Source organism: Streptomyces shaanxiensis, assembly GCF_039537145.1.
Classification (GTDB): Bacteria; Actinomycetota; Actinomycetes; order Streptomycetales; family Streptomycetaceae; genus Streptomyces; species Streptomyces shaanxiensis.
This window is the reverse complement of sequence record NZ_BAAAZY010000012.1, coordinates 375,732-399,885: the sequence shown is the minus strand read 5'-3', so window position 1 is coordinate 399,885 and position 24,154 is coordinate 375,732. Positions and strand designations below refer to the sequence as shown.

22 protein-coding genes are annotated in these 24,154 nt (G+C 71.7%); 10 read left to right on the top strand and 12 right to left on the bottom strand.

Annotated elements, in window-relative coordinates; all coding sequences use genetic code 11:
* Positions 1–50: 50 nt before the first annotated feature.
* The 5 genes from ABD932_RS24835 to ABD932_RS24815 form a co-directional block, all read right to left on the bottom strand.
* On the bottom strand, positions 51–1,040 hold the full coding sequence (locus ABD932_RS24835) for a malate dehydrogenase (RefSeq protein ID WP_345015724.1): 990 nt from the start codon (positions 1,038–1,040) through the stop codon (positions 51–53).
* 488 nt (positions 1,041–1,528) lie between these two features.
* Positions 1,529–2,827 (bottom strand): helix-turn-helix domain-containing protein, encoded by a 1,299-nt coding sequence (locus ABD932_RS24830; protein WP_345015723.1) that lies wholly within the window; start codon positions 2,825–2,827, stop codon positions 1,529–1,531.
* Between the two features lie 421 nt (positions 2,828–3,248).
* Positions 3,249–3,716: a helix-turn-helix domain-containing protein gene (locus ABD932_RS24825; protein ID WP_345015722.1), complete on the bottom strand. Its 468-nt coding sequence runs from the start codon at positions 3,714–3,716 to the stop codon at positions 3,249–3,251.
* Positions 3,717–3,923: 207 nt separating this feature from the next.
* Positions 3,924–4,475 (bottom strand): DUF3017 domain-containing protein, encoded by a 552-nt coding sequence (locus ABD932_RS24820; RefSeq protein WP_425587510.1) that lies wholly within the window; start codon positions 4,473–4,475, stop codon positions 3,924–3,926.
* Positions 4,465–5,319, bottom strand: a complete 855-nt coding sequence (locus ABD932_RS24815; RefSeq protein ID WP_345015721.1) for a bifunctional methylenetetrahydrofolate dehydrogenase/methenyltetrahydrofolate cyclohydrolase — start codon at positions 5,317–5,319, stop codon at positions 4,465–4,467. The genes ABD932_RS24820 and ABD932_RS24815 overlap by 11 nt, the downstream gene beginning before the upstream one ends.
* A gap of 267 nt (positions 5,320–5,586) precedes the next feature.
* Here ABD932_RS24815 and ABD932_RS24810 point away from each other — a divergent pair, with 267 nt between their 5' ends.
* From ABD932_RS24810 to ABD932_RS24795, 4 genes are all read left to right on the top strand, one after another.
* Complete coding sequence (locus ABD932_RS24810) at positions 5,587–6,219, top strand: hypothetical protein (RefSeq protein ID WP_345015720.1); 633 nt, start codon at positions 5,587–5,589, stop codon at positions 6,217–6,219.
* A gap of 127 nt (positions 6,220–6,346) precedes the next feature.
* Complete coding sequence (locus ABD932_RS24805) at positions 6,347–7,093, top strand: FHA domain-containing protein (RefSeq protein ID WP_345015719.1); 747 nt, start codon at positions 6,347–6,349, stop codon at positions 7,091–7,093.
* Positions 7,090–8,697: a protein kinase domain-containing protein gene (locus tag ABD932_RS24800; protein WP_345015718.1), complete on the top strand. Its 1,608-nt coding sequence runs from the start codon at positions 7,090–7,092 to the stop codon at positions 8,695–8,697. The genes ABD932_RS24805 and ABD932_RS24800 overlap by 4 nt, the downstream gene beginning before the upstream one ends.
* Positions 8,698–8,789: 92 nt before the next feature.
* Positions 8,790–9,203: a hypothetical protein gene (locus ABD932_RS24795; protein WP_345015717.1), complete on the top strand. Its 414-nt coding sequence runs from the start codon at positions 8,790–8,792 to the stop codon at positions 9,201–9,203.
* 79 nt (positions 9,204–9,282) lie between these two features.
* Here the strand turns inward: ABD932_RS24795 and ABD932_RS24790 are convergent, their stop codons facing one another.
* Positions 9,283–9,975 carry a hypothetical protein gene (locus tag ABD932_RS24790; RefSeq protein ID WP_345015716.1) on the bottom strand — a complete coding sequence of 231 codons (693 nt, stop codon included), beginning with the start codon at positions 9,973–9,975 and terminating at the stop codon, positions 9,283–9,285.
* A 228-nt stretch (positions 9,976–10,203) separates the two neighbouring features.
* On the opposite strand from ABD932_RS24790, the gene ABD932_RS24785 reads away from it, so the two are divergent.
* Together ABD932_RS24785 and ABD932_RS24780 are read left to right on the top strand one after the other, a co-directional pair.
* The gene (locus ABD932_RS24785; protein ID WP_345015715.1) at positions 10,204–10,797 is read left to right on the top strand and encodes an ALF repeat-containing protein; all 594 of its coding nucleotides are present in this window, start codon (positions 10,204–10,206) and stop codon (positions 10,795–10,797) included.
* A 343-nt stretch (positions 10,798–11,140) separates the two neighbouring features.
* Positions 11,141–11,284 carry a hypothetical protein gene (locus tag ABD932_RS24780; RefSeq protein ID WP_345015714.1) on the top strand — a complete coding sequence of 48 codons (144 nt, stop codon included), beginning with the start codon at positions 11,141–11,143 and terminating at the stop codon, positions 11,282–11,284.
* A gap of 15 nt (positions 11,285–11,299) precedes the next feature.
* Here ABD932_RS24780 and ABD932_RS24775 read toward each other — a convergent pair whose 3' ends face one another.
* Positions 11,300–12,322, bottom strand: coding sequence for an ArsR family transcriptional regulator (locus ABD932_RS24775; protein ID WP_345015713.1), 1,023 nt, complete (start codon positions 12,320–12,322; stop codon positions 11,300–11,302).
* Between the two features lie 167 nt (positions 12,323–12,489).
* On the opposite strand from ABD932_RS24775, the gene ABD932_RS24770 reads away from it, so the two are divergent.
* Both ABD932_RS24770 and ABD932_RS24765 read left to right on the top strand, forming a co-directional pair.
* Complete coding sequence (locus tag ABD932_RS24770) at positions 12,490–12,843, top strand: peptidoglycan-binding domain-containing protein (protein ID WP_345015712.1); 354 nt, start codon at positions 12,490–12,492, stop codon at positions 12,841–12,843.
* 458 nt (positions 12,844–13,301) lie between these two features.
* Complete coding sequence (locus tag ABD932_RS24765; protein ID WP_345015711.1) at positions 13,302–15,191, top strand: protein kinase domain-containing protein; 1,890 nt, start codon at positions 13,302–13,304, stop codon at positions 15,189–15,191.
* Positions 15,192–15,373: 182 nt separating this feature from the next.
* Here ABD932_RS24765 and purH read toward each other — a convergent pair whose 3' ends face one another.
* Together purH and purN are read right to left on the bottom strand one after the other, a co-directional pair.
* Positions 15,374–16,939 (bottom strand): bifunctional phosphoribosylaminoimidazolecarboxamide formyltransferase/IMP cyclohydrolase, encoded by a 1,566-nt coding sequence (purH, locus tag ABD932_RS24760; RefSeq protein WP_345015710.1) that lies wholly within the window; start codon positions 16,937–16,939, stop codon positions 15,374–15,376.
* Positions 16,936–17,574, bottom strand: a complete 639-nt coding sequence (gene purN / locus ABD932_RS24755) for a phosphoribosylglycinamide formyltransferase (RefSeq protein WP_345015709.1) — start codon at positions 17,572–17,574, stop codon at positions 16,936–16,938. Before purN ends, purH begins: the two co-directional genes overlap by 4 nt.
* Positions 17,575–17,846: 272 nt before the next feature.
* Between purN and ABD932_RS24750 the strand changes: the two genes are divergently transcribed.
* Positions 17,847–18,623 carry a hypothetical protein gene (locus ABD932_RS24750; RefSeq protein WP_345015708.1) on the top strand — a complete coding sequence of 259 codons (777 nt, stop codon included), beginning with the start codon at positions 17,847–17,849 and terminating at the stop codon, positions 18,621–18,623.
* Positions 18,624–18,672: 49 nt separating this feature from the next.
* Here the strand turns inward: ABD932_RS24750 and ABD932_RS24745 are convergent, their stop codons facing one another.
* The gene (locus ABD932_RS24745) at positions 18,673–20,808 is read right to left on the bottom strand and encodes a cell division protein PerM (RefSeq protein ID WP_345015707.1); all 2,136 of its coding nucleotides are present in this window, start codon (positions 20,806–20,808) and stop codon (positions 18,673–18,675) included.
* A gap of 96 nt (positions 20,809–20,904) precedes the next feature.
* On the opposite strand from ABD932_RS24745, the gene ABD932_RS24740 reads away from it, so the two are divergent.
* On the top strand, positions 20,905–21,972 hold the full coding sequence (locus ABD932_RS24740) for a helix-turn-helix domain-containing protein (RefSeq protein ID WP_345015706.1): 1,068 nt from the start codon (positions 20,905–20,907) through the stop codon (positions 21,970–21,972).
* Between the two features lie 89 nt (positions 21,973–22,061).
* On the opposite strand, the gene sucD is transcribed toward ABD932_RS24740, so the two are convergent.
* Together sucD and sucC are read right to left on the bottom strand one after the other, a co-directional pair.
* Positions 22,062–22,946 carry a succinate--CoA ligase subunit alpha gene (gene sucD / locus ABD932_RS24735; RefSeq protein ID WP_345015705.1) on the bottom strand — a complete coding sequence of 295 codons (885 nt, stop codon included), beginning with the start codon at positions 22,944–22,946 and terminating at the stop codon, positions 22,062–22,064.
* Positions 22,947–22,968: 22 nt separating this feature from the next.
* Entirely contained in the window at positions 22,969–24,147 is a 1,179-nt protein-coding gene (sucC, locus tag ABD932_RS24730) for an ADP-forming succinate--CoA ligase subunit beta (protein WP_345015704.1), read from the bottom strand.
* Positions 24,148–24,154 lie beyond the last annotated feature (7 nt).

The following is a 24,154-nucleotide window of genomic DNA, read 5'->3' as shown; positions in this document are numbered from 1 at the left end:
CGGACGAATCCGATACAGGGCCTGCGGCTGAGCTGCTGCCGGGCGTCGGCTCAGATGAGGCCGAGGGAGCGGACCGCCTCGCGCTCCTCCTCGAGCTCCTTGACGGAGGCGTCGATCCGGGCGCGGGAGAACTCGTTGATCTCCAGGCCCTGGACGATCTCGTACTTGCCGTCCTTGGTGGTGACCGGGAAGGAGGAGATGAGCCCCTCCGGCACGCCGTACGAACCGTCGGACGGGATACCCATGGAGACCCAGTCGCCGTCGGCGGTGCCGTTGACCCACGTGTGCACGTGGTCGATGGCGGCGTTGGCGGCGGAGGCGGCCGAGGAGGCACCGCGGGCCTCGATGATCGCCGCACCGCGCTTGGCGACGGTCGGGATGAAGTCCTCGGCGAGCCACTTCTCGTCGTTGACGACCTCGGCGGCGTTCTTGCCGGCGATGCTGGCGTGGAAGATGTCCGGGTACTGGGTGGCGGAGTGGTTGCCCCAGATGGTGAGCCGCTTGATGTCCGCGACCGTCGAGCCGGTCTTCTTCGCGAGCTGGGTCAGCGCGCGGTTGTGGTCGAGGCGGGTCATCGCGGTGAAGCGCTCGGCCGGTACGTCCGGGGCGGCGGCCTGCGCGATGAGCGCGTTGGTGTTGGCCGGGTTGCCGACGACCAGGACCTTGATGTCGTCCGCGGCGTGGGCGTTGATGGCCTGGCCCTGCGGCTTGAAGATGCCGCCGTTGGCCTCCAGGAGGTCACCGCGCTCCATGCCCTTGGTGCGGGGGCGGGCGCCGACGAGGAGGGCGACGTTGGCGCCGTCGAAAGCGACGTTCGGGTCGTCGCTGATGTCGATGCCCGCCAGGAGCGGGAACGCGCAGTCGTCGAGCTCCATGGCGGTGCCCTCGGCGGCCTTGAGCGCCGGGGTGATCTCGAGCAGACGCAGCTTGACCGGAACATCCGCGCCCAGCAGCTGGCCGGAGGCGATGCGGAACAGCAGGGCGTAGCCGATCTGGCCGGCCGCGCCGGTGACGGTGACGTTCACGGGAGTGCGAGTCATGGCGTTCTCCGTATGACAGCTGGCGGTGGGGTGTCCCTGCCCCGGGGTGCGGGACGTCGATTTGATCGATCTCTTGGCGTCGAGAGATCCACCGGTCAGGCTATCGCGCATCCGGGATCTCGCACGGCCGGGTGCGTGTTACCCGTCCCACAGAATGTCGATCAATGGAGGAAACGGGGGAAAGGGAGCGGCCGCCCGGTCCGGGAGAGGGGGACGTGGGCGGCCGCTGGGTGGGGGTACCGGTTGCCGGACTCCCGTGGGGGTACGGTGCGCGTGCCCACTTTGCGGGCGGGCATTCCTGCCGACCGGATTCTTTTTTCGCCCCCGCCGCCCCTACCCGTCCCGTCCCCGGGGGCTGCCGCCCCCAGACCCCCGCTTCGGCCCGAAGGGCCTCGTCCTCAAACGCCGGACGGGCTGAGATGCCTGGACCGGCGTTCCATGGCAGAGGCCCCCGCCAATGGCAGAGGCCCCCCGGGTAGGACATGTCCCTACTGCGTGCAACCCTCCTGCCCCACCGCCAGCGTCGCGCACGCGTTCGCCTCGCCCGCGTCCTTCACGGCCACCATCGGGGTGTACGCGATCGTGTCCCCGGCGGCGGTGATCGTGCCGGTCTGCTTCGTCTTGCCGACCGTCACCACCACCTCGTCGCCCTGCGCGGCCTGCGTGATGCGTCCCCACGCCGCGCCGCACGTCTCGCTGTAGCGCACCTCGACCACGGCCGTGCCGACGGTCGCGGTCTTGGCGGTGGTCACGAGGTCACCGCTGCAGCCCATGCTCTCCGCGTCCTTGCCGGTGCAGGAGTCACCGCTGCACTTCACCCCGGCCGGCAGATCGGGATCGGTCGTCACGGACGGCGAGGGCGACTTGCCGGCGTCCTCGTTCTTGTTCTTGTTGGCGCCGTCGGTGAGGAAGAACACCGCGGCGATCACGACCAGTACGCCGACGACCCCCGCGAGGAACATCGTCAGCCGCCGCTTGCCACCGCCCCCACCGGTGGACCGGCGTCCCGGACGAGGCCCCTGCGGAGGCTCGCCGTACGGACCGGGCGTCCCCGGCGACCACCCCGACGCCGCGCCGGACGTGCCGGAGACCTCGGACGCGGCAGACGCCGAGGACGCTCCTGACGGCGCCGCACCCGACGTGCGGGCACCCGTCGGCGCCGGCCCTCTATACCCGGCCACCCCCCACGAGTTGCCCTCGGAGGAGCCGCTCTCCCGGACATCACTCCCGGTGGAGCCCCGTACGGGCGAGTCCCGGACCGGAGAGTCCCGCACCACCGAGTCCCGCACCTCCGGAGCCGTGGGCTGCGCCGGCACCGTGGGCGGAACGGTCGGGGCCACCCCGGCCGGCCCCGCCACACCGGGCGTGGGCGCGGCCGTGGCGCTCCCGCCCCGGCGCGCGCTCTTCGCGGCCTTCGCGCTCCCCTTGGCGTTCGCCGGCGGTGCCCCGAACTCGCTCAGCGCGGCACGCGCCTGGGAGATCCTGATCGCTTCCATGGTCATGTCGTGGCGCATCTCCGAACGGCTCCACGCGCGTTCGGCGAGCTCCCACATCGTCGTCAGATGGATCGGATTGGTGCCGGTGACCTCGGCGAGCGCCACGATCGCGCCCTTGGGCGCGAGCAGCCGCCCGTTCAGATACCGTTCCCAGGACGTCTTGCTGTATCCCGTACGGTCGGCCAGCGCCGCGATGCTCAGACCGCTGCGGTCCACGAGCCGCCGCAGCTGGCTCGCGAACTCCCTGACCTGCGGATCCAGTTCATCCGGCAAGGCCCTCCAACGAGGCATTGCTTCCCCCCTCTTCCCCCCGGTTCGTGCTGGTGTTTCTCGCGTTTCCCCCGCGCGTGGTGCCCTCTGCCGAGTCCCCGTTCTGGCTACCCACAGGGATGCGCCCAGTAAGGATCTCAGTTCCCGGGGTGGGGGCGCACGGGAGCATTGTGACGGTGGGCATGCACCGTTGCACGCCCGCCGAATGGCGTCCAGTGTTCCACCGGCTTCCCTCTCCGGCCGACACAACCCTGGTAGTAAGCCCTTGCTAGATAGGGGACGCCCCGGACTGTCCCGATCGACCACGCTAGCCCGGTTACTGAACGACTTCCTTGCAAATCCGCGAACTTGTCAACACATCGCCACACAGAACGCACATAAATGATCACCTGCGTCACATGCGATTCATTCTGACAAGTCCGGCACCGTCGTCCCGCCCGGCTCATCCCAGCGCAACGGCCCCGATCAACGCCGTCAACACCAGCGCCACGACAAGCACCACCGCGACCACCAGCAACCGGCGCGAGGGCGGCTCCACCGACTTCGGCGGTGCGTCCCACCAGGGCAGGGTGGGATCGTCCTCGTACTCGTCGGACCGCTCCGCCGGCTCGGACTCCTGCTGCGCCGTCACCGGCTTCGGCCACGCCTGCACCGCCAGTTCCCAGCGCACCCCGAAGCGTTCGGCCTCCTCCTTGTCGATCGCCGCCACCCGGCACAGCGCCACGACCGCCTGCCGGGGCGGGGGCTGGGTGGCGTTCAGGTACCGCTGCCAGGAGGACTTGCTGTACGCGGTGCGCGCGCCCAGCGACACCAGGCTCAGGCCCGTGCGGTCCTTGAGCTGCCGCAACTGCTCCACGAAGTGCCGCACCTCCGGCGGCAGCTCGTCGGGCAGCGGCTGCCAGGAACTCATCGCTCACCTCCGAACCAGACCCGATCGGGTGACGACACGGGACGGCGCCTTGGTTCCCCGACGGACGCGACGTGGCGGAACGGTCACCTCCGTGCCACAGCGCACTGACAGGCGTTGAACAGCCCCTCCACCGTGCCCGACTGTGGACGCAGACGGCGGTCCGTCGTTGCTCGGGAGAGAGGACGGGCCGCCGTCATGCGCAGAGCGTCAGCTGTCCACCGTGAAGTGCAGCGCGTCCTTCAGGAACGGCACCTTCAGCAACGGATCCGGCTGGGCCATCAGCGCCAGCAGCACGATCACCAGGCCCAGCACGCCGTACGTCGCGATGTCCGTGAAGCGGGACCGTACGGCGAGCATGCCGACGCTCGGCAGGAGCCACCGCAGCACCGCTCCGGCCAGCAGGGCGCCGCCGATCACCAGCGTGCCGACGCGGAACACGTCGAGCGCGGTGATCAGCAGGCCGACCCCGACCAGGCCGAGGACCAGGAGGACGGGCCACTGCCGGGCGGGCGCCGGCGCGTCACCGCCGGCGGCCCGGCCGCCGCCCTCGGGGCGGGCCGTGTCCCTGGTGAACAGCGGGAAGCGGCGGGTGGTGCGCCGGGGCACGCCGTCCACGTCCGGGGCGCTCACCGGGTCCCGGACCTCGATCTCGTCGGCCGTACCGGCGGCGTCCTCCGCCCTGGCGGTGTCCTCCGCCTCGGCGGCGCTGTCCGCCCTCGCGGTGTCCTCCGCCCTCCCGGCGGCGCCCTCAACCGACACTGCGCTCCGCCGCCTCGACCACGTTGACCAGCAGCTGCGCCCGGGTCATCGGGCCCACGCCGCCGGGGTTCGGGGAGATCCAGCCGGCCACCTCGGCGACGCCGGGGTGGACGTCGCCCACGATCTTGCCCTCGGCGTTGCGCGAGACACCGACGTCGAGGACGGCCGCGCCCGGCTTCACGTCCTCCGGGCGGATCAGGTGGGCGGAGCCCGCGGCCGCGACGATGATGTCCGCGTTCCGCAGGTGCGCCGACAGGTCCCGCGTGCCGGTGTGGCACTGGGTCACGGTCGCGTTCTCGCTGCGCCGGGTCAGCAGCAGCGGCATCGGGCGGCCGATGGTGACACCGCGGCCGACGACCACGACCTCGGCGCCCTTGATCTCGACGCCGTACCGGCGGAGCAGGGTGAGGACGCCGTTGGGGGTGCAGGGCAGCGGGGCCGGCTCGTTCAGGACCAGGCGGCCGAGGTTCATCGGGTGCAGACCGTCGGCGTCCTTGTCCGGGTCCATCAGCTCGAGGATGCGGTTCTCGTCGATGCCCTTGGGCAGCGGCAGCTGGACGATGTAGCCGGTGCAGGCCGGGTCCTCGTTCAGCTCGCGGACGACCGCCTCGATCTCCTCCTGGGTCGCCGTGGCCGGCAGCTCGCGCTGGATGGAGGCGATGCCGACCTGGGCGCAGTCGCGGTGCTTGCCGGCGACGTACTTCTGGCTGCCGGGGTCGTCCCCCACCAGGATCGTGCCGAGGCCGGGCGTGACGCCCTTCTCCTTCAGCGCCGCCACGCGGGCGGTCAGATCGGACTTGATCGCGGCTGCGGTGGCCTTGCCATCGAGAATCTGGGCGGTCATGGCCCCCATCCTCCCGGATGACGCCCTCCCGGTTCCAATCCGGGTCCTCCGTGGCCTCCGCGGCCGTATCTCCACCCGTATCCACTCATGATCAGTGATGTTGCACTTGCACAACACATACGGAATGCGGCTGGACAAGTAAGAGCACACTAAAGAACGATGTGACGGCAGTGCCGCGGGCAGTACCGGGGGGACAACCGCATCCGAAGCCCTTCCTCCGAACCGTGCCGCGCGTCCCCGCACTCGGACAACGGAGGAAAGACCGCCATGAGTTTCGGCGACCCGAACAACCCCTACGGCCCGCCGCCCCAGGGCCAGCAGCCCGGCTACCCGCCGCAGGCTCCCCAGGGACAGCCCGGCTACGGCTACCCGCAGGGCGCTCCCCAGCAGCAGCCGCCCGGCTACGGCTACCCGCAGGGCGCTCCGCAGCAGCCCGCCTACCCCGGCTACCCGGGCGGCAACATGATGCCGGTGGAGATGCCCGGCCTGATGAAGACGGCCCGCGTGCTGCTCTTCATCCTCTCCGGCTTCCAGATCCTCTTCGGCCTCATCGCCGGCATCGCCGTCGGCGCCGCCCAGGACCTGTCCAACGGCGTCGGCTCCGGTGACGACACCGACGCGCTGGCGGGCCTCGGCTTCCTGGCCGCGGCGCTCCTGGTGGGTCTGGGCGCCCTCTCCATCTTCCTGGGCGTCAAGTTCAAGAACGGTGGCAACGGCATCCGCATCACGACGATCGTCTACGCGTCGCTGATGATCCTCGGCGGCATCCTGAACATCGTGAACGGTGCGAACGGTTCCGCCACCTTCGGCGGGCTCATCTCGCTCGCCATCGCCGGCGTCATCCTCGCGTCGATGGTCAACAGCGCCGCCACCGCCTGGTTCAGCCGCCCGCGTTACTGAGCACCATCAGGGCTCAGTTCACGCCAATAGCAGCCGAGGGCCGTGTCTCACCCGTATGAGGGGGGCACGGCCCGGCTGCGTCGCCCTACTCTGACGTGGGTAGCCGTCAGGCACGGGGAGACGCACCTTGTACAGCATCATCGTGGTACCTCCGCCGACCACGGAGGACGAGAGCCACCGCACCCAGATCCGTATGGCGCCCGGCGAGCGGCTGAGCTTCGGGCGTTCCGATTCCGACAACGACCTCGCGATCGCGCACGAGGGAGTGTCCCGCAGAGCCGGTGAGATCACCGCCCAGGGCGCCTTCTGGATACTCAGCAACCTCAGCCGGGAGCAGACGTACGTCGTCGAGAACCCGGAGGGCGCGGGCGAGCACATCAAGGTCGGGCCGGGGCGGCTGGACGCACCGGTCCCCTTCGAGTTCTCGCGGATCGTGCTGCCAGCGGCCGGCGATCTGCTGGCGATCCAGGTGTGGGCGCCGCGGCACGACTACCGCAGCGCGGACGGCCTGGACGGCGCCACCACCGCGCCCGCATTCTCCGTCGACCGCACCAAGCGGTACTTCGCGGTGCTGGCCGCCCTGTGCGAGCCCCGCCTGCGCGGCGAACCGCACGCCGCGCTGCCCACCGTCGACCAGGTCGTCGACCGGCTGCGCCCCAACTGGCCGGCCGCGTCCCGCACTTCCGTGCAGTGGAACATCGACTACCTCGCGGTGAAGCTACGGCTCAAGCCGGGCCCGGAGGAGGCGGACACCGGCCCGCGCCTCAACGGCAAGAAGGAGTCGCTGGTCTCGCTGGCGCTGCGCTTCGATCTCGTACGGGAGGACGACCTCGTCGTCCTGACGGAGCCGGCGCCGCGCCGGGTGGCCCGGTGACCGAGCCGTACGCCGTGCCGGTGCCCAAGGGGTACCGGGTGGGCGTGTGGGAGGTGCGGGAGCCGATCGCCACGGGGGCGTTCGGGAGCGTGTACGAGGCCAGGCGCGTCGGCGACGACGAGGCCCTCGCGAGCCGTGCCGGAGACGCCGAGACCCTTCCTAGGACCGCCGCCCTGAAGTTCCTGCCGACCGGCACCGGAACCCCCCGCCAACTCACCCACCTGCGCGAACTCGTCGACCGCGAGGTCGAGTTGCACCGTCGGCTGAAGCAGCCGCGGCTGATCCGGATGTACGACACCCTCGTCGTCGACGACCCGGCCGCCCCCGCCCTCGACGGCGCCACCGTCCTCGTACTGGAGAAGGCGGAGGGCTCCCTGTCCGCGCTCCTCGCGGCCGATCCCCGCCCCGCCGCCGGGTCCGCCCTGCTCGCGCAGATCTGCGAGGGGCTGGCGCAGCTGCACCACGCCGGCTGGGTGCACGGCGACCTGAAACCGGCCAACGTGCTGCTGATGGCGGACGGTTCGGCCCGGCTCGCCGACTTCAACATGGCCGCGGAGATGGAGGGCACGCACGCGTACACGCCCGCCTTCTCCACGCCCGACTACACGCCGCCGGAGCTGCTCTGGTCCGAGATCGGCGAGCGGGGCCGCCGGATCCGCCCCTCGGCGGACGTCTGGGCCTTCGGTGTCCTGGCGCATCTGCTCCTGACCGACTCCTTCCCGCTGCCGGGCGCCACGCCGACGGCCCGCCGCGACGCGGCCGCCGCGTACGCCCGCGGCACCGACGACCTGCGGCTGTCGCCCGAACTCCCGGACGACTGGCGGGAGATCGTGCGCGACTGCCTGACCCGCACACACGCCGACCGGGTCGGCACGCGGGACCTGCTGCGGCGGGTGGAGGCCGCGGCGGGCACCGGCCGCTCGCCGCGGCTGCCGCGGGCCCTGCGCGGGCGCCGCTCCCGCGGTACGACGGTGCTGGCGGCGGCGACCGCCGTGGTGGCGGTGACCGCGCTCGGCTACGGCGTCAGCAACTGGACGGACACCGACACGCAAGGGCGCGGGGGCGGGGCCTCGGGCGCCGGGACCGCGAAGGTCACGGCCGCCACCTACGGCGCCTCCGAACTCCGTACGGACAAGGGCGTCCCGGTGGCCTACCGCCGGCTGATCGTCGACTCCGCCCACGACTGCGTCCAGCCGGAGGTCACGCCCGCGCTGATCGCCGCCCTGCTGAAGGCGGAGAGCGACTTCGACCCGAACCTGTCCGACCCGTCCGTGGGCGAGGAGGGCGAGTACGGCATCGCGCGCTGGACGCCGAGCCTGCTGCGCTGGTGGATCCGCGCGGACGGCGTCCCCGCGAAGGAGACCCCCGAGCCGCCCCTCTCCCCCGCCGAGTCCATCCCGGCCGTGGGCCGCTACCTCTGCTACATGGAACCGCTCCTCCGGCAGACCGGCCTGTCCGGCGACCGCCAAGTGCTGCTGGCGGCCGCGTACCGGACGTCGACCAAGGTGGTGAACAACGCGGGCGGGGTTCCCCCGAAGTACCGCGACTACGCCGCCCGCGTCGCTCACCACCTCAAGGAGTACACGCCGCCGGGCAAGCAGTGACCCTGAGAGTTCTCAGGTACCGCGCGCGACCGGCCGGCGGCACCGTGGTCCTGTCCACCAACGGGGGTGGCAGAACCGGAAGGACACCGACCATGAAGCGCATGCTCGCCTCGCTGGGCGCGGCGGCGGTACTGGCGACCGGCGTCGTCGCTCTGACGCCGGCGGGTGCGTCCGCGGCACCGAACGGCTGCTGGGGGAACGCCGGCACGAAGACCGACCCCGACGGGCGCACCTACACGGCCCGTTACTGCCACAACTACCAGGGTGGCGACATCATCTGGCTCCGCAACAAGATCGGCTACCTGAACGCGGGCGACAACTGGTTCGTCTGCCAGTCGAAGGACCCGGGCTACCCCAACCCGCCCGTCGGCAACGCCCGTAACGACTGGTGGCTCTACACCCAGGGCGACACCGGCAGCGAGCACAAGGCCTGGGGCTGGTTCCCGGCGACCAAGGTCTCGGGCGGCGACAACTACGAGCCCGTCCCGGGCCTGCCCACCTGCTGACCGCCCGCGTCGCGGCCTCCGGCTCCCTCGGGGGAGGGTCGGAGGCCGCGGCGCGCCGGGCTGCGCGAAGGCCGAACCGCTAGGAGCCGGACGGGCCGGCCTGAAAGTCGGCAAGCAGGTCCACGTATGCGTCCCGCCGAGGATCGGTGTGGACGGGCCCCGTCTCTCCCTCCGCGATGAACCGAGCGCACTCCACGTCGGTGTCGCCCTTCACCGTGCCCCTCCTGACCAGGTCGCCGGTGCGTGCCTCGACAACGACGACGGGGTAGACGCCCTGGGAGAACTTGACGGACTGAGCGACCGGGCCCACACCGCTCGGGCTGTACGCACAGGTGATCTCTGTTCCCGGCACCGACCCGCCCTGCTCCCTGCACGCCACCAGCTCCACTGTGCCCGGGTCCGGTTCAAGCTCCTCTTCCCCCTTCGGCTCTGCCGCCTGCTCGCCCGCGAAGGAGTACGAGTCCCACCCGTCCTCTATCACCACCCACGGATGCGGCCCATCCGACGGCTGGTAAGAGGCCGCGCGCGGGAATGGCTCGCCCTTGTGGTCGTCCTCACAGATGCGCGCGAAGTCCCTCAGGTCGCGCGGCAGATCGCCAAGGACGGCGTCATTGACGGGCGGCAGCAGCATCAGACCCCACGACGCCAGGCCGAGCACCGCCGTGGTGCCGACGAGCCACACCGCGACCAGGGCCGGCTCCTCCGTCCCGTGCCTCAGGATCTCGCGCACGACGACCACCACGAACGCCACGACCGCCGCGCCCGCCAGCACGCCCCCGACGATCAGCTAGGACATACCCCTCCTCCTTCCGGTCGCTGTCACCCGTCAGCCGGCGAATCTACGGCCGGAGCACGGGACCCCTCCCGCGCGAGGGCAAGCCGGGCCGACAACGCCCGGCCAGTGACCGGCGGTTGAAAACCGCCTTGTTCCGGGAGTGAACTCCGGTGCAACGTAAGGGCGGTTACGTTCGCCGTTAAACCTATGAAGAGGGGCTCACACGTGAGACCGACCCGCACTGCCCTGGCCCTCGTGGCCACCGCCCTGACCCCGGCACTCCTGCTGGCCGGGCCGGCCTTCGCCGCATCGCCCGCCACGACCGTGGCGACGGCCTCCGCCGCCACCGGCTCCGGCGTCGACGAGCTGTCCGACGACGACGTCCGGGTCGCGATCGCGCGCATCATCGCCGACCCCACCACCGGCAAGGCCGTCCACGCCGCCGCGCAGAAGGCCTTGGACGGCACGATCGAGGACCAGCGGTACTTCCTGGAGACGGGCCGCTGGATCGCCCAGGCCGAGGACGACCGCGTGGCGATCGCCCGCATCCTCGCCTCCGCCGACCCGAAGACCGACAGGGCGGTCATCAGAGAGGCCAACAAGGCTCTCGACGCCAACACCCCCAAGGCCCTGCGGGCGTACCTGGAAACCGGGTACCGCCTCGCCCGGGCCGAGGACGACCGCGTCCGCGTCGCCCGCATCCTCGCCGACCCCACGATCAGCGACGCGCTGCGGGCCGCGGCGGAGGACGCCATCGACGGCACGCCGGAGGAGTTGCGGTACTTCCTGGAGATCGGGCGGTACGAGGTGGACGGCTGAGCCGGTGAGTGAGAGCCGCGGGCTTCCCGGAACCGGGCATCCCTGCTAAGGCTGAAAGGAAGCGGGGCCGGACGGGGGGACGGGGATGCCGTGCGCTACTGGGAGCTGTTCTGCGCGATCGGCGCTGCCGTCTCGATGCCGGCCGCGCTCCCCCGGGCGCGGCGCGAACGCCGGCTGAGCACGCACGACCGCATCCCCCAGGTCGGCGAGGAGTTCACCGTGGTCTACGACCCCGAGGACCCACTCCACGCGGAGAGCCTGGACGTGATCGGCGAGTCCCGGGGTAATCCTCCACTGCTGCCTCGATCACGGCCAGGGACGCCTCCAGCTCTGCGTCACCGAGTTGCTGACCCACGTCATCACTCACGTCGGCGAGGGCACCCCGGTGACCGTCCGTCTGTTCCGTGGCCCCGACGCGATCACTCTGCGCCGGGGCGTGTGGCTGACCACGGCCGGCAAGACGGTGTGGTGCGAACTGCCTCCGTGAGCTGCGGCCGTCGGCTCATTCCCTGGCTGTGCGCGTGGCGGCTCGCAGCATGGACGCCCCCACGGGTGTGAGGGTGTGCAGCACGGTCTGGCCGTTGCGGATGCTGGTGAGGAGTCCCGCGTCACGCAGCGCCGTGGCGTGTCTGCTGGCGGCGGACGCCGACACCCCCGCGGCGCGGGCGATCTCGCCGGTCGTGGCACCGGCGGACGCGGCGCACAGGGCCACGGCTCGGGCCCGCCCGAGCAGGGCCGTCAGGGGCTTGCCCGGATCGCCCGCGCCACCCGAGAAAGCGCGCACCGCATCCCGGGTGTCCGGCTCGTGGAGCAGCGAGTACCAGAGCACGGGCGGCAGTGCAGGGTCCGCGAAGGCGACCGGCTCGGCCCAGTTGAAGTAGGAGGGGACGAGCGTGAGCCCACGGCTGTTCAGGAACAGGTCCCGGTCAGGGGTCTGTTTGGGGTAGGTGACCTCCAGGACCGGAGGGCGCCAGCGCATCATGGGGCCGAGTCCCGCGAGCATGCCCTCGACTCCGCCGTCCAGGACCCCGCGGGCACACACGGCGCGCTCGGCCTCGATCCGCGCCTGTACCTGTTCCTTGTAGGGGTCGACGACGGCCTCGTGGTACGCGCGCAGTATGCGGACGAGTTCCTTGCGCGCGTCCTGCCGCGCCAGTTGTCCGGCCCACGGCGGGGCTCCGACGGTCCGGTCGAGGATGGCCATTTCCCTCAGGACCCGCTGCGGAGATGTGGCCAGAATCGATTCGACGCCCGCGTCCAGTCCGTCGGCGGCATGGCCCGGCGTCAGAAAGTCGGGAAAGTACGCGGCTCTTGGATACAGGGGCAGAAGAACAGTGCGCACGGCACGTTCCAGCCCCTTTTCCCGTAACCGCTGCCGTGCCGTGCGGTACCAACCGGCGTACGCCCACCGCCCTGTACGTGACTGGAGCCGGTGCAGACTCGCGGCGACCTCCCAGAGTGGATCAGGTGTGGCGGAAATCCTGGTCCTGGCCAGATCGGCATCGCTGAAATGAATGTAGAGCATTCCGCTGTCCCCCGTTGACCTGAGCTTTTGCTCTGCAGCGCAACAGCATGGCCGGGCCCGTCACCGCCGGGCAAAGCTTGTCGCAGCCGGGCGTGGCGCGGCACGGACCCTTCGTGGGCCCGGCCGTCACCGTGCGCCCGTACCCCGACGACCTGGGAGGAATCCATATGAAGCACAAGCTCGCGCTGCTGGGAGCCGCCGCCGTCCTGCTCGGCGGCCTGGGGGCCGCGGCCCCGGCCGCCACGGCGACGCCGGAGCACACCGCCACGGTCGCGGCGCCGGCGAAGTGCCCCGAGCCCACCTCCGGCCACCCGGAGATCAGCATGGGCGACACCGGCACGGCGGTGAAGCACGCGCAGTGCATTCTGCGCAACGGCTTGGGCCTTTCGGCCGTGGAGGTCGACGGGATCTTCGGCACCAACACCGAGAAGGGCGTAAAGCTCGCTCAGAAGAAGTGTGAAATCACCGTCGACGGCATCGTGGGGCCGAAGACCTGGGCGTGCCTGCACAAGTTCAACTGATTCATCCGCACCACAAACAACGGGGAAGGAAAACCATGAATTTCCGTAGCACCCAGGCCCGTCTGGCCGCCGCCTCCGGCGGCTAGGTCAGCGGCTCCGGCTACACCTACGGCGGCTGGGACGACGAGGGCGCCCTGTCCAGCGAGGACGGCAGCGCCGACGGCGCCTATCCGTACGTCGGCCACAAGTACCGCTCCTGCAGCTGACAGCCGCCGGGGCGGGGGTGGTGACCGCTCTCCTCCTGAGTCCGCCGAACCCGGAGAGTCGCAGTACCCGCTCCCGCCCAAGCTCCGCGCGCAAGACGAAGCAAGCCGTGTGAACATCCCCCGTAAACAGCCCCCAGCGGTCCCGCCCCGTTTCCGGCGGCCGAGGGCCACGCTCCCTTCCCGGCGCGATAGCCTCGCGTCAACCAGCGTGGCGCACTGGCACGTTGGGGAAGAACCGCATTCGGGGGATCCATGACAGACCAGCGGCCGCCCAGTCCGTCCAACACTCCGGCGCCCGATGACGCCGCCCTGAAGCAGGCCGGCGCGACGCCGCTGCGTGCCGCCGACCCGAGGCAGATCGGCCCGTACGCACCCCTCGGCCTCCTCGGCAGCGGCGGCATGGGCCACGTCTACCTGGCCCGCCCCACCGACAACTCCCCCGGCCTCGCCGCCGTCAAGGTGATCCGCCCCGAGTACGCCGAGGACGCCCGGTTCCGGCGGCGCTTCGAGCGGGAGGCCGCCGTGCACGGCCAGGTGCACACGCCGCGCACGCCGGATCTGCTCGGCACCGGGTTCGACGACTCGCTGCTGTGGATGGCGACGCAGTACCTGCCCGGCCTCAACCTCGCCGACGCCGTCCGCGAGTGCGGCAGGCTGGAGGCGGCCGGGGTGTGGCGGCTGGTGGCGGAGCTCGGGCAGGCCCTGTCGGCGCTGGCCGCCGCCGACGTCGTGCACCGGGATCTCAAGCCGTCCAACGTGATCCTGTCCCTGCAGGGCGCGCACGTCATCGACTTCGGCATCGCGCAGGCCGCCGACAGCAGCGCGATCACCACGACGGGCAACCGGGTCGGCACGCCCGCCTTCATGGCGCCCGAGTATCTGCGCGAGGCGCGCTGCGACACCGCCTCCGACGTCTTCTCGCTCGCCGGGAGCCTGATCTACGCCGCCACCGGGCACGCCCCCTTCGGGGACGGAACGGGCGTCGACGTGATGCACCGGGTGGCGTTCGAGGAACCCAAGCCGGACATCATGACCGAGCTCTCCGCCATCGACCCCGCGTTGGCCGCCCTCCTCGCCGCCTGCCTCTCCAAGGACCCCGCCGGGCGCCCCACCCCGCGGCAACTCCTCGACGCCGGCACGGCCGCCGGTCGCGGCCGCACCGTCTCCTGGCACGAGCCGCTGGACGCCCGGCTGCGCGCCCGACGGGATGCCTGCGAACTGCTGGAGCAGGTTGCCGTCCAGGAGACCGTGCAGTTGCGTGCGCCGGACCAGGTGCGTATGCCGGATCAGGTACCTGCGCCCGACCAGGCGCGTACGCCGGACCAGGTGCCCGCGCCGGACCAGTTGCGTACGCCGACGCAGACCCCGGCGTTCCCCGCCCCCGGCCCGGCCTTCGCCCCCACTGTCGGACCGGCCACGCCGCCCGGGGCGTACGCCACCTCCACGCAGACAGCGGCCCCGGAGAACGGCGGCAGGCGGCGTAGGCGCAAGGCCTACCTCGCCGTCGCCGCAAGCCTCGCCGTGTGCGCCGTGGCCGCGAGCGCCTACTTCCTCACCCGCCCGTCCCTCGACGAAACGGCCTCCACCGCACCGGCGGCAACCGACACCGCCGACGCCGGCGAAGTACAGGCCTCCCCGCTCCCCAGCTCCTCCGCCTCCCCCTCCGGCGACAAGGACAGTGAGAAGGGGAAGGAGAAGGAGACTGCCTCCGCGACGCCGGAGGCCGAGGCCTCGGAGAGCCCGGACTCCTCCGGAGGCGGTGCGGGCGGGACTCAGGACACTCCCACCGACGAGGCCTCCGACACGTCCGGCGGCAACGACGGCGGCGCGGGCGGTGGTGGCGGTGCCCCGACCCCCACCCCCACCACGACCGCCACAACCCCGGCCACCCCGCCCTGGCTCTCCGACTGCACCCACTACTCCGGCACCGAACTCACCCAGCGCGGCGACACGGGCCAGCGCGTCCTCCAGGTGCAGTGCATGCTCACCAAGCGCGGCTACAGCGTCGGCGGCGCGGGCGTGGACGGCGAGTTCGGCGCGGACACGGAGTCCGCGGTCAGGCTGTTCCAGAGCGACAAGGGGCTGGATGTCGACGGCGACGTCGGCCCCAACACGTGGGCGGCGCTGCGCAGATCGACGTAGCGCGGCAGTGCCTGCGCGCGTCGACGCTGTCTGCCTTCTTCCGGGGCACCGGATCCGGCCGACCGTCGACACCGGGGGACCGACAAACGAGGGGCGCGCCGTTTCGTACGGCGCGCCCCTCAGGCATGTCGGCTCACGGACCGGTGCTCAGTGCTCGGTGCTCAGCGCTCAGTGCACTGTGCTCAGTGGAAGAAGTGCCGCGTCCCCGTGAAGTACATCGTCACGCCCGCCTTCTTCGCGGCCTCCACCACCTGCTCGTCACGGACCGAACCGCCCGGCTGGACGACCGCCTTGACGCCGGCCTCGGTGAGGATCTCCAGGCCGTCGGGGAAGGGGAAGAACGCGTCGGAGGCGGCGTACGAGCCCTGGGCGCGCTCGGCGCCGGCCCGCTCCACCGCCAGCTTCGCGGAGTCGACGCGGTTGACCTGCCCCATGCCGACGCCGACCGAGGCGCCGTCCTTGGCGAGGAGGATGGCGTTGGACTTGACGGCCCGGCAGGCCTTCCAGGCGAAGGCCAGCTCGGCCAGTTCGTCGGCGGTGAGCGCCTCACCCGTCGCCAGGGTCCAGTTGGCCGGGTCGTCGCCGTCGGCCTGGAGGCGGTCGGTGACCTGGAGGAGGGCGCCGCCGTCGATGGGCTTGACCTCGACCGGGTTGCCGGGGCCCTCGGGGCAGCGCAGCACGCGGATGTTCTTCTTCTTGGCGAGGGCCTCCAGCGCGCCGTCCTCGTAGTCGGGCGCGACGATGACCTCGGTGAAGATCTCCGCGACCTGCTCGGCCATCTCCTTCGACACCGGACGGTTGACGGCGATCACCCCGCCGAACGCCGACAGCGAGTCACAGGCGTGCGCCTTGCGGTGCGCCTCGGCGACGTCCGCGCCGACCGCGATGCCGCACGGGTTGGCGTGCTTGATGATCGCGACGGCCGGCTCGGCGTGGTCGTACGCGGCACGGCGGGCGGCGTCCGTGTCCGTGTAGTTGTTGTACGACATCTCCTTGCCGTGCAGCTGCTCGGCCTGCGCGAGGCCCGCGCCGCTGCCGTCGACGTAGAGGGCGGCCGGCTGGTGCGGGTTCTCGCCGTACCGGAGCGTGTTCTCGCGCTCCCAGGTGGCACCGAGGAAGTCGGGGAACTGAGAGTCGTCGACGGGGGCGTAGGAGGAGGCGAACCACGAAGCCACCGCCACGTCGTACGCCGCCGTGTGCTGGAAGGCCTCGGCCGCGAGCCGCTTGCGGGTGGTGAGGTCGAAGCCGCCGTCGCGGACGGCCGCGAGGACATCGGCGTAACGGGCGGGGCTGGTGACGACCGCCACGGACGGGTGGTTCTTGGCGGCCGCGCGCACCATCGACGGGCCGCCGATGTCGATCTGCTCGACGCACTCGTCGGGGGACGCCCCGGACGCGACGGTCTCGCGGAACGGGTAGAGGTTGACCACGACGAGGTCGAACGGCTCGACGCCGAGCTCGGCGAGCTGCCGCTGGTGGTCCTCGAGCCGCAGGTCGGCGAGGATGCCCGCGTGCACGCGCGGGTGCAGCGTCTTGACGCGGCCGTCCAGGCACTCGGGGAAGCCGGTGAGCTCCTCGACCTTGGTGACGGGGACGCCGGCCGCGGCGATACGGCCGGCCGTGGAGCCGGTCGACACCAGCTCGACGCCGGCCTCGTGCAGCCCGCGCGCGAGGTCCTCGAGGCCCGTCTTGTCGTAGACGCTGACGAGCGCCCGTCGAATGGCCCGCTTGTTGCTCTCGGCGGTCACTGGATAACTACCTTTCGTCCCTCAATCCGATAGCCGTTGCGGGCGAGCCGCCCCACGACCTCGACGAGCAGCTTTCGCTCGACTTCCTTGATGCGCTCGTGCAGAGCGCTCTCGTCGTCCTCGTCCCGGACCTCCACCACGCCCTGAGCGATGATCGGTCCGGTGTCGACGCCGTCGTCGACGAAGTGGACGGTGCAGCCGGTGACCCTGGCGCCGTACGCGAGGGCGTCGCGGACGCCGTGGGCGCCGGGAAAACTGGGGAGCAGGGCCGGGTGGGTGTTCACGAACCGTCCGCCGTAGCGTGCGAGGAACTCCTTGCCGACGATCTTCATGAACCCGGCGGAGACGACGAGGTCCGGATCGTGGGCGGTGACGGCCTCCGCGAGCGCCGCGTCCCACTCCTCCCGGCTGCCGTAGTCCTTGACCCTGCACACGAAGGTCGGCAGCCCGGCGCGCTCGGCCCGCGCCAGCCCCTCGATGTTCTCGCGGTCGGCGCCGACGGCCACGATCTCGGCCCCGTACGCCTCGCGGCCGACGGCGGCGATCTCGTCGAGGAGCGCCTGCAGATTGGTGCCGGATCCGGAGACCAGCACGACGAGGCGCTTGGCACGCTCGGCCACGGGCTTGGCGGCCACGGTGGGGCCCTTTCTCGGGGGTGCGTTCTTCGTGCGGCCGATGCTTTGTATATTCGTACGAGTGCATCGCGCCCCGGGATACGGGGAAGTCTACGAAGCAGCCGACCGTCAGCAACGATACCGGCACACCGGGCAGCCCCCACGGGACGGGTGCGTGGCCGGAAGGTAGCGTCTGGGGGAGCTGGACCGGGAACGCGGTTGTGGTGCGGTGCGTTCACGAAGCGACAGCTCATGTCGGATCAGTCGTTCACCAAGGGGAAGACGCTCACTTGATGTCGGACCGCAGCCTGCGACTCCTCACACTCCCTCGGCAGTCCGCGCAGGGAGGGAAGCGTGGCGCCGTCCTGCTGCGAGAGCGGCCCGCCTCGCCTCCCGACGCGCCATCGGACAAGAAGTCCGGCGACGAACAGAGCAACGGCGCCCAGGACGACAACCCCTTCGCGCCGCCGCCGGAGGGCACACCGGACCGCCCGTGGCGGCCGCGGCGCTCCTCGGGCGAGGACGGCTCGCGGGGGTCGGGCGAGGAGAACTCGCCCTGGGGCAACCAGTGGAGCGACCGCCAGCCGGGCCGCTCCCACGACGGCTTCGGCGACCGGCCCCGCGGCGGCCAGGACGGCCCCGGAGGCGGTGGCCCCGGCACGAGCATGCGCTGGGACCCCACCGACCCCACCCAGCGCCGCGCGCGGTACGCGCTGCTCTCCGGCATGTGGGCCTTCTTCTTCGCCCTGTTCAGCTGGCCGTACGTGGCCCTGCTGCTGGGCGCGCTGGCCCTGTACTGGGGCGTCAGCAGCCTCCGCGCCAAGCCCCGCACCCCCGACCCGGACAACCCGGCCCCTCAGCCCACCGGCCGCCCCCAGACGACGGCCGCGGTGAGCGGGCTGGTCACGGCGTCCCTCGCGATCGCGGTGGTGGCCGCCGGGTTCACGGCGCAGGTGGTCTACAGCGACTACTACACCTGCACGAATGACGCGCTGACCAACGAGGCGAAGCAGTCGTGCAATGAGCTGCTGCCCGAGGAGCTGCGAGGGGTTCTGGGGAACACGGACTGAGTCCGGGCAACACGGGGCGATGCGGCAGCCCGGGCGGGTGTCGCGACGGTCACTGCGATGTCGTGCCCTCAGGGGCGTCGGGTGAGTCCGGGTTCTGCGGGGCTTCAGGCGATTCCGGGCTCTCAGGGGTGTCCGGTGCGGCCGGGTCCGTGCGGGCCTCCGCCGGATCCGACGCCTCCTTCATCGCCGCCCAGCGTGCGGCACGCGCGGCGTCGTCGTGCCAAGGCCCCGGCGAGGGCGACGACTCCGGTGGTGGGGCGTCGGACGGGAAGCCGTCCGGCTCGAAGGTGGTGTCGTGGTCGTACTCCATGTGCGGGACGCCCCGGTCGTGAACCCCGCGTGAGGAGTCCCGGCGGTCCGCCGCGGACCGAGCTCCCTGGTCGTTGCCCTGCTGCGGAACGGCTTGGTCCTCCGTGAACGCCGTGAACAGCACCTCCTGGTCGTAGACCGAGCGCCCCGCCCCCGATTCCGTGGCGGAGCCCGCACCCGACTCCGCGCCCCGCGAGAACCACCCGCCGACCAGAGGCAGCCGCTCCCGCCACCGGCGCTCGCCGGCACCGGGTCCCGCCCCACCCGAGCCGCCCGCACCGGAACCACCCGCACCCGAGCCCGCCGCACCCGAGCCGCTCTCCCCCGACGCCTCCACCCGAGGCCTCCCGATCCGCCCCGCCTGCGTCCCGCTCATGTGCCCGGCCGCCAAGCTCCGCCCCGCCAGGCACCGCCACGCCCGCACCAGCACAGCCACGGGAACCGCCACCACCAGGACCCACCCCAGCGTCGCCGCCCCCACCTGCCACCACACGGGCCCGAACCGCGCGAGCGCCCCGACCCCCAGCGGGCCGCCCGACAGCGCGGCCAGCGCTGCGAACACGATCCCGCAGACCACGGCGGCCTGCGCGGCGACCATCGCGGTCCGCGCGGTCGACCAGACCACGGCAGACAGTTGTCCGGCCGAAGACCCGACCGTCGAAGGCGCCGGCCCGCCCGTGGAGCGACGGTCCTCGAATGTTCGCCCGCCTCCTTCAGCCATGCCTCCGCCCCTGGTCCGCACCCCTTCGGCCGCTCGCCCACCCCGAGTCCGAACCCCCGTCCCCGTAGCAGCCTCCCCGCCCTCGTGCCGGCCCCCCGTCCACACCGCCACCCTCCCCACGAACCACCCCACCACCACCCCCGCGACAACCGGCACCGCCACCACCCCCCACTGCTCCGACCCGCCGGCCCCCGCCCCCGGCACCGCCTCCAGCAGCGGAAACGCCGGCAGCAGCGGCGCGGGCGACGACGACACCGGCCCCACCACATGCCCCACGCCGAGCACGAACCCCGGCCCGAGGGCGTACGACGCCGCCCACACCGCCGCGTTCGGCACGAGCGCCGCGCACAGCAGCAGCACCGCGAACCGCCCCGACCACCCCTCCGTCAGCTGCAGAAAAGACTCCCGCGCCGCACCGCCGTGCCACACCAGCGAGCCGCCCACCAGCACGGCCCCACCTCCGACGAGCACCGCCGCCCCGGCCCCCGCGGCCCGCGCGGCGACACCGAGCCGGGCGCGTGCCGCCACCCCGGGCACCAGCCGCCGTACCCGCCTCGGCAACGCGACCAGCACGCGCTCCACCAGCTCGGGCGGCCGCCCGAGCGCCGTCCACACCCCCACCCCCGCCGTGACCGTCACGACCACCGGAACCCACATCACGGTCCAGACCCACTCCGGCCGCAGCTCGCCTCGCGCCGCGTACGCCGCGGCGGCCGCGCCGACCCCGAGGTACCCGAGCACGACACCCGCCCACGCCGTACGCCCCGGCACCAGCGGCGTCCCGTCACCCTCGTCCGCCGCCGCGTCGCGCGCCGCCCGGTACACCAGCCACACCGGCAGCAGGAACAGCAGCAGGGGCGTGACACCGACCGGCGCGGGGACGCCGGTGAGCGTGTCGGCGCGGACCAGTTCGGCGCCGTGCGCCAGCAGCCACAGCACGGCGGCGATCCGCAGCGCACCCCCCGGCCCGCTGTCCGGATACGGCGAACTGACCCACAGCACCATCACCAGCACCGCGAGCCCACCCAGCCCCAGCCCCGCCGCCACCGCACCGCTCAGCAGACTGGCGGCCAGGCCGGGAGTTCGGCCGCGCGTGTGCGGGCGCGGGGACGACGGCGTCATTCGGCGAGCGGTCATCTCGATCACGCCCGCCATGCTCCCAACGACACGCGCTTTTCCCGCGTAACAGGCGAACCCCCGAAGTGTCGCTCAATATATGTTTATGTACTTTTTCGTACGAAAGGGTGCCCGGTGACACAGCGACCCGCAGCCTCGCTTCCCCCGCCAGACGAACGCCGACGCCTGCGCGAGGCCGGTTCATTGACGCAGGCTCAGGTCGCCGATCGGGTGGGCGTCACCCTCGAGACGGTACGCGCGTGGGAGAACGGCCGTACGACACCGCGGGGCCACAGAAAAGAGGCGTACGCACAACTGCTCAGCTCCCTCATGGAAGAGACGGCGGCTCAGAAATGGGCGGGAGAGCCCGAGGTGAGGGAACGTCAGCAGCCGTCGCCCGAACGCCCACTCACCCCCGCCCAGGCCTTCGACGCGCTCTACGCCTTCTGCGCCCCCGCCCTGGTACGGCAGACGTACCTGCTCACCGGGCGTCGCGAACTCGCCCGCGAATCGGTCGAGCAGGCCTTCCAACTCGCCTGGCAGCGCTGGCCGGAGGTGGCACGCGACCGGGACCCGGCGGGCTGGGTGCGGGCGACGGCGTACGACTTCGCCCTCTCCCCCTGGCACCGGTTCCGCCCCCGCTACCGGCACCCCGAACCCCCGCCGGCCGACGCGTCCGACCGCGCCCTGCTCGACGTACTCCTCAAACTTCCGCCGCCACAGCGCCGCACCCTTCTCCTGTACGACGGTGTCGGCCTCGACCTGCCCGAAACGGCGGCCGAGTCGGAGGCGAGCACTCCGGCCACCGCGCGGCGCCTGCTCCACGCGCGCGCCGCGGTCGCCGACCGCCTCCCGACCCTGTCCGACCCCGCCGAACTCCACCGCCGCCTGGCCGAACTGGCCTCCGCGGAGCGGTTGCGCGCGGCCAAGCCGGTGACGGTACGCGACGGCAGCGAAGGCCGGGCCCGCTTCTGGACACGCGCGGCGATCGCGTTCACGGTGGCCCTCATCGGCACGACAGCCCTGACGCTACGAACAGCCCCGACCCACTACGAGCCACCCGTACCGCCGGGCGCGACGGTGCGCGGGGTGCCCCCTCGGGTGGCGCCGGGGCCGTTGTCGGGGGCGGAGCTGGAGCTGCGGGCGAAGCTGCGGTCACAGATGCAGAGCGGGCCGGAGCGCCTGGCGCCGCAGCAGCAGTGACACGGGTACCGCCGGAAAATGCCGACAGGCCCGCCCCCACACAGGGAACGGGCCCACCGACGTTCGGCTAGGTGCCGTGACTACGGCGTTCAGCCACCCAGGATCTCGCGAGCCAGCTTGGCGGTCTCGGTCGGCGTCTTGCCCACCTTCACGCCCGCGGCCTCCAGGGCCTCCTTCTTCGCCTGGGCGGTGCCGGACGAACCGGAGACGATGGCGCCGGCGTGGCCCATGGTCTTGCCCTCGGGCGCGGTGAAGCCCGCGACGTAGCCGACGACCGGCTTGGTCACGTTCTCCTGGATGTAGGCCGCGGCCCGCTCCTCGGCGTCGCCGCCGATCTCACCGATCATGACGATCAGGTCGGTGTCGGGGTCGGCCTCGAAGGCGGCCAGCGCGTCGATGTGCGTGGTGCCGATGATCGGGTCGCCACCGATACCGACGGCCGACGAGAAGCCGATGTCACGCAGCTCGTACATCATCTGGTACGTCAGCGTGCCGGACTTCGAGACCAGGCCGATGCGGCCCGGCTTGGTGATGTCGCCCGGGATGATGCCGGCGTTCGACTGGCCCGGGGTGATGAGACCGGGGCAGTTCGGGCCGATGATCCGGGTCTTGTTGCCCTGCGACACGGCGTACGCGTAGAACGCGGCCGAGTCGTGGACCGCGATGCCCTCGGTGATGACGACCGCGAGCGGGATCTCGGCGTCGATGGCCTCGACGACGGCCGCCTTGGCGAAGGCCGGCGGCACGAAGAGGACGGATACGTTCGCGCCCGTCTTCTTCATGGCCTCGGCCACGGTGCCGAAGACCGGGATCTCGTTGCCGTCGATGTCGACCGACGTGCCCGCCTTGCGGGGGTTCACGCCACCGACGATGTTCGTGCCGTCGGCCAGCATGAGCTTGGTGTGCTTCATGCCCGTGGCACCGGTCATGCCCTGGACGATGACCTTGGAGTCCTTGTTGAGGAAGATAGCCATGGCTGTCTGAGTCCCTCTTCCCTTACTTCGCAGCCGCGAGCTCGGCGGCCTTGTCGGCCGCGCCGTCCATGGTGTCCACGCGCTGCACGAGCGGGTGGTTGGCGTCGGAGAGGATCTGACGACCCAGCTCGGCGTTGTTGCCGTCCAGACGCACGACCAGCGGCTTGGTGACGTCCTCGCCGCGGTCCTCCAGGAGCTTGAGCGCCTGGACGATGCCGTTGGCGACCTCGTCGCAGGCGGTGATGCCGCCGAAGACGTTGACGAACACGGACTTGACGTCCGGGTCGCCGAGGATGATCTCCAGGCCGTTCGCCATGACGGCGGCGGAGGCGCCACCGCCGATGTCGAGGAAGTTGGCGGGCTTGACGCCACCGTGGTTCTCACCGGCGTACGCGACGACGTCCAGGGTGCTCATGACGAGACCCGCGCCGTTGCCGATGATGCCGACCTCACCGTCGAGCTTGACGTAGTTGAGGTTCTTCTCCTTGGCGGCGGCCTCGAGCGGGTTGGCCGCGTCCTTGTCCTGGAGGGCCTCGTGCTCCGGCTGACGGAACTCGGCGTTCTCGTCCAGGGAGACCTTGCCGTCCAGGGCGATGACGTCGCCGGAGGCGACCTTGGCCAGCGGGTTGACCTCGACGAGGAGCGCGTCCTCGGCGATGAAGGTCTTCCACAGGGTGACCAGGACGTTCGCGACCTTGTCGGCGACCTCGGCCGGGAAGTTGGCGGCCTCGACGATCTCGCGCGCCTTCTCCGGGGTCACACCCTCGTTGGCGTCGATCGGCGTCTTGGCGACGGCCTCCGGACGGGTGGCCGCCACCTCCTCGATCTCCATGCCGCCCTCGACGGAGGCGATGGAGAGGAAGGTGCGGTTGGCACGGTCGAGGAGGAAGGAGACGTAGTACTCCTCCAGGATCTCCGGGGCCGTCTCGGCGATCATCACCTTGTGGACCGTGTGGCCCTTGATGTCCATGCCGAGGATGTCCGTCGCACGGGCGACGGCCTCGTCCGGGGTGGCGGCGAGCTTCACGCCACCGGCCTTGCCACGGCCGCCGACCTTCACCTGGGCCTTGACGACAGACTTGCCACCGAGGCGCTCGGTGGCTGCGCGGGCCGCCTCAGGCGTGTCGATGACTTCACCGGCCAGCACCGGTACATCGTGCTTGGCGAAGAGGTCCCTCGCCTGGTACTCGAACAGGTCCACGCGCTTC